The sequence below is a fragment of the Mesorhizobium sp. M7A.F.Ca.CA.002.09.1.1 genome, assembly GCF_003998555.1.
GTDB classification, from domain to species: domain Bacteria; phylum Pseudomonadota; class Alphaproteobacteria; order Rhizobiales; family Rhizobiaceae; genus Mesorhizobium; species Mesorhizobium ciceri.
On sequence record NZ_RZRR01000482.1, the window covers coordinates 1 to 4,229 of the forward strand.

The 4,229-nt window shown below is 64.4% G+C and carries 4 protein-coding genes; all 4 read right to left on the reverse strand.

The features are described from left to right. Positions 1–782: acetamidase/formamidase family protein (locus tag EN994_RS20195; protein ID WP_127307752.1), on the reverse strand; the 782-nt coding region annotated here is incomplete at its 3' end. Beyond that, positions 772–2,415, reverse strand: a complete 1,644-nt coding sequence (locus EN994_RS20200) for an ABC transporter substrate-binding protein (protein WP_063169703.1) — start codon at positions 2,413–2,415, stop codon at positions 772–774. The genes EN994_RS20195 and EN994_RS20200, both read right to left, overlap by 11 nt. A 33-nt stretch (positions 2,416–2,448) precedes the next feature. Next, entirely contained in the window at positions 2,449–3,369 is a 921-nt protein-coding gene (locus EN994_RS20205; RefSeq protein WP_024502122.1) for an ABC transporter permease, read from the reverse strand. Further along, a partial coding sequence (locus EN994_RS20210; RefSeq protein ID WP_164746033.1) for an ABC transporter permease occupies positions 3,366–4,229 on the reverse strand: 864 nt, incomplete at its 5' end. The genes EN994_RS20210 and EN994_RS20205, both read right to left, overlap by 4 nt.

The window sequence follows — 4,229 nt, forward strand, 5'->3', positions numbered from 1 at the left end:
TCCCTGGCGCCGGTCATCAGGTCCGGACCGATGCCGGTCGTCACCTCATAGCCCTTGGCGTCGAGATGGCGCGTCACCGGGCCTGGCGTGGTGAAGCGCGGCGTCTTCAGCCTGGCATCCTTGACCAGGTCGAGCTTGAGCACGACGTCCATCGGACTTTCGATCGCCGTGCCGCAGACCTCGCCGTCACCTTGCGCGGCATGGGTGTCGCCGACCGAAAACAGCGCGCCCGCCACTTCCACCGGCAGATAGAGCGTGGTGCCGGCGGCGAGATCGCGGATGTCGAGATTGCCGCCGACGCGCCTTGGCGGCACCACCGAGTGGTGGCCCTTTTCCGCCAGCGCGTTGCCTATGGTGCCGGCGAAGGGTTTCAACGGCACACGCGCATTCTTGCCGAACAGCGCCGGCTCGAGCGAGGCAGCGTCGTATTTCCAGATGTTCAGCGCCGGCTCCTTGAAGTCGTCGGCGAGCAGCCCAAAGCCCGGAATGTTGGCCGTCCAGCCGAAGCCGGACGGCTTGAACATCTCGATCGTCACCTTCAGCGCGTCACCCGGCTCGGCCCCCTCGACGAAGATCGGCCCGGTCACCGGATTGACGGTGGCGAAGTCGAGCTTGGCGACGTCGGCGACCGTGCTGCCGGCCTGCAACTGGCCGCCGGAGGAATCGAGGCACTGGAACTCGATCGTCGAGCCGGGCGCCACCCGCTCGGCCGGGGCAAACGAATTGTCCCAGCCGAAATGATGTTGGCGCCCGTGGATGGTGTAGTCGCAGTTATTGCACATCTTTTACGTACACATTGTCGTAGTTGATCGGGATATGAACCGGGTCGACATAGAGGTTGTCGGCGCCGCCCATGCGCGCCGATTTCATGGTGAAGCGCTGCTCGTTGAAGACCGGCGCCCAGGGCGCGTCTTCCATCACCTTGTCGTAGATGGCGCTCCACATCTTGTCGCGTTCGCCTGATTTAGCCGGGTCGACCACCGAGTCGGCCTCGGCCGCCTTGGCGTCGAGATCCTTGTTGCAATACCACGACCAGTTCCAGCCGCCGGGCACCGCACCGGCGCAGCCGAGGATCGGGCCGTAGAAGTTCGACGGATCCGGGAAGTCGGCGATCCAGGCCATGCCGCCGGACCAGATCATCGGTGCGCCGGCCTTGTCGCCGCCGGCGGCAATCACGTTTGCCTGCGCCAGCGACTGGATGCTGGCCTTGATGCCGATCGCCGCCAGATCCTGCTGGATCGCCTGGGCGATGCGCGGGTTGGGATCGGTGTTCATGGCAAACAGCTGTGTCTCGAAGCCGTCGGGGTGGCCAGCCTCTGCGAGCAGCGCCTTGGCCTTGGCGACGTCATAGGGATAGCCCTTGTATTCCTTGTCGTAGCCCGGCATCGACGGCGGCAGCGGCTGGTTGGCCGGCACGGCGCGGCCGTTGATGATCTGGATGACGCGCGCCTTGTTGATCGCCATGTTGACTGCCTGGCGCACCTTAACATTGTCGAACGGCGCCATGGTGGTGTTCATGGTGACATAGCCGGTGTGCAGCTGGCCGCCTTCGACGACGCGTGCCTTCTGCTCGGGATCGGCCATCACCTCCTGGAATTTTGCTGGCGGAATGCCGTCGCCGGGGACGTCGATCTCGCCCTTCTGCAGGCGCAGCAGCGCCACGATCGGCTCCTGGCCGATCTCGAAGGTGATCTTGTCCAGATGCGGCAGGCCCTTGTGCCAATAGTCCGCATTGCGCTCGAAGACGATGCGCTCGCCGAGCGTCCACTCGGCGAGCTTGAAGGCGCCGGTGCCGACCGGATGCTTGCCGAAATCGGCGCCGTATTTCTCGACCTCTTCCTTCGGCACGACATGGGCGAAGTTGATGGCCATCACATGCAGGAAGGTGGCGTCGGGGCGGGTCAATTCGAATTTGACCGTGTAAGGGTCGACGACGGTGACGCCGGAGAGGCTCTCGGCCTTGCCGGCGGCGACATCGTCATAGCCCTTGATCGAGCCGAAGAAGCCGGCGCCGGGGCTCTGCGTCTTCGGATTGGTGACGCGGTCGAGCGAATATTTCACGTCGTCGGCCGTCATCTCGCGGCCATTGTGGAATTTCACGCCATGGCGCAGCTTGAAGGTGAAGGTCTTGCCGTCGGGCGAAATCTCGTAGCTTTCGGCGAGGTCGGGTTTCAAATTGGTGGTGCCCGGCTCGTAGTCCATCAACCCGTCGAACAGACTCTTGATCATCGACCAGTTCTGCCAGTCATAGCCGATCGCCGGATCGAGCGTGGCGACGTCGTCCTTGTAGGTGATGGTGATGGCGCCGCCCTGCTTGGCGTTCGGATCGACGGCGTCCTCGGCGCGAACGCTCGTCATGCCGAGCATCAGCGCCAGCGCCGATGCCGCTACCGTGGATGCGAGAAACCTTTTCATTTTTATGTTCCCTTTCTCTGTCTGGTTTTCATTTCATCTGAGCTTGATGCGGGGGTCGATGAAGGGCGCGATGATGTCGGCCAGCAGATTGCCCAGCACGATGGCGAAGGCCGACACCAGCGTCACACCCATGATGATCGGGATGTCGACGCGCTGGATGGCCTGCCAGGCGAGCTGGCCAATGCCGGGCCAGCCGAATACGCTTTCGACGACGACGATGCCGCCCATGAAGATGCCTATGTCGATGCCGATCATGGCGATCACCGGCAGGATGGCGTTGGGCAGCGCATGGCGGAACAGGATAGCTCGCCGCGCCAGGCCTTTGGCGCGGGCGGTGCGCACGTAATCCTGGCGCAGCACGTCGATCATCGACGAGCGCATCATGCGCGCGTACCAGCCCGCGCCGAGGATTCCCATGGTCAGTGACGGCAGCACCAGATGACGCCAGGTGCCGTAGCCGCCGATCGGGAACCAGCTGAGCCGCACGGCAAAGACGTAGAGCAGCAGCAGACCGACGACGAATTGCGGCGCCGAGACGCCGACGAAGGAGGCGACCATCAGCGTCTGGTCAGTGGCGGTGCCGCGCTTGACGGCGGCGATCAGGCCCATGCTCAGGCCGAGCAACAGCTCGCACAGGATGGCGCCGACCATCAGCAACAGGCTGGCCGGCAGCCGCGAAACGATCAGCTCGGTGACTTCGGAGCGCTGGATGTAGGAGCGGCCGAGATCGCCGCTGACGAGCTTCGTGAGATAGCGCCAGTACTGGACGACGAACGGCTGGTCGAGGCCGAGCTGCTGGCGGATGTTCTCGACCGTCTGCGGCGTGGCACTGCGGCCGGCGATCTGGCGCACCGGATCGGCGGGCAGGAGATAGAGCAGAGCGAAGGTGATCAGCGAGACGCCGAGCAGGATCAGCAGCGACTGGATGAGGCGGCGGCCGAGATAGGCGATCATGCCCGGCCTCTTTGCGTCGGATCGAGGATGTCGCGCAGCGCATCGCCGATCAGGTTGAAGGCGAGCGCCAGCGCCAGGATCGCGGCACCCGGAAAGAACACCAGCCAGGGTGCGGCCTGGAAATAGGTCTGGTTCTCGAAGATGATGTTGCCCCAGGACGCCGTGGGCGGCTGGACGCCGATGCCGAGGAAGGAGAGTGTCGCCTCGAGCAGCACGGTGGTCGAAATGCCGAGCGTGCCCCAGACGATGATGGTCGGTAAGAGATGCGGCAGGATGTGGCGAAACAGGATGCGCGGCGCGCTCGCGCCGATGGTGCGTTCGGCATCGATGAACTCACGCTCCGCCAGCGATGAGGTCTCGGTGTAGATGACGCGGGCGGTCTGCACCCAGTTGACCAAAGCGATGACCATGGCGACGATCCACAGGCTGGGCTCGAACACCGCGGCCAGGCAAATGGCGAGCAGCAGTGCCGGAAACGCCATCATCAAATCGGTGAAACGCATCAGCGCGCTGCCGATCCAGCCACGGAAATAGCCGGCGACAACACCGACCAGCGTGCCAATGAACAGTGCCACGCCATTGGCGACGATGCCGATGATCAGCGAGGTGCGGGCGCCGTAGAGGATGCGGGTCAGGAGGTCGCGGCCGAGCAAGTCGGTGCCCAGCCAGAATTTTGCATCCGGCGGCAAGGGCGAGCCCTCGATGGTCAGGCCGTCGAACATCTGCTCGTTGGGATCATAGCCAGTCAGCCATGGCGCCAGCACGGCGCCGGCAACGACGATGGCGACGATGACCAGCCCGAGCAGAGCCAGACGGCGCCTGACCAGCCGGCGCCAGACGCCGGCGCGCGGCTTGACCGG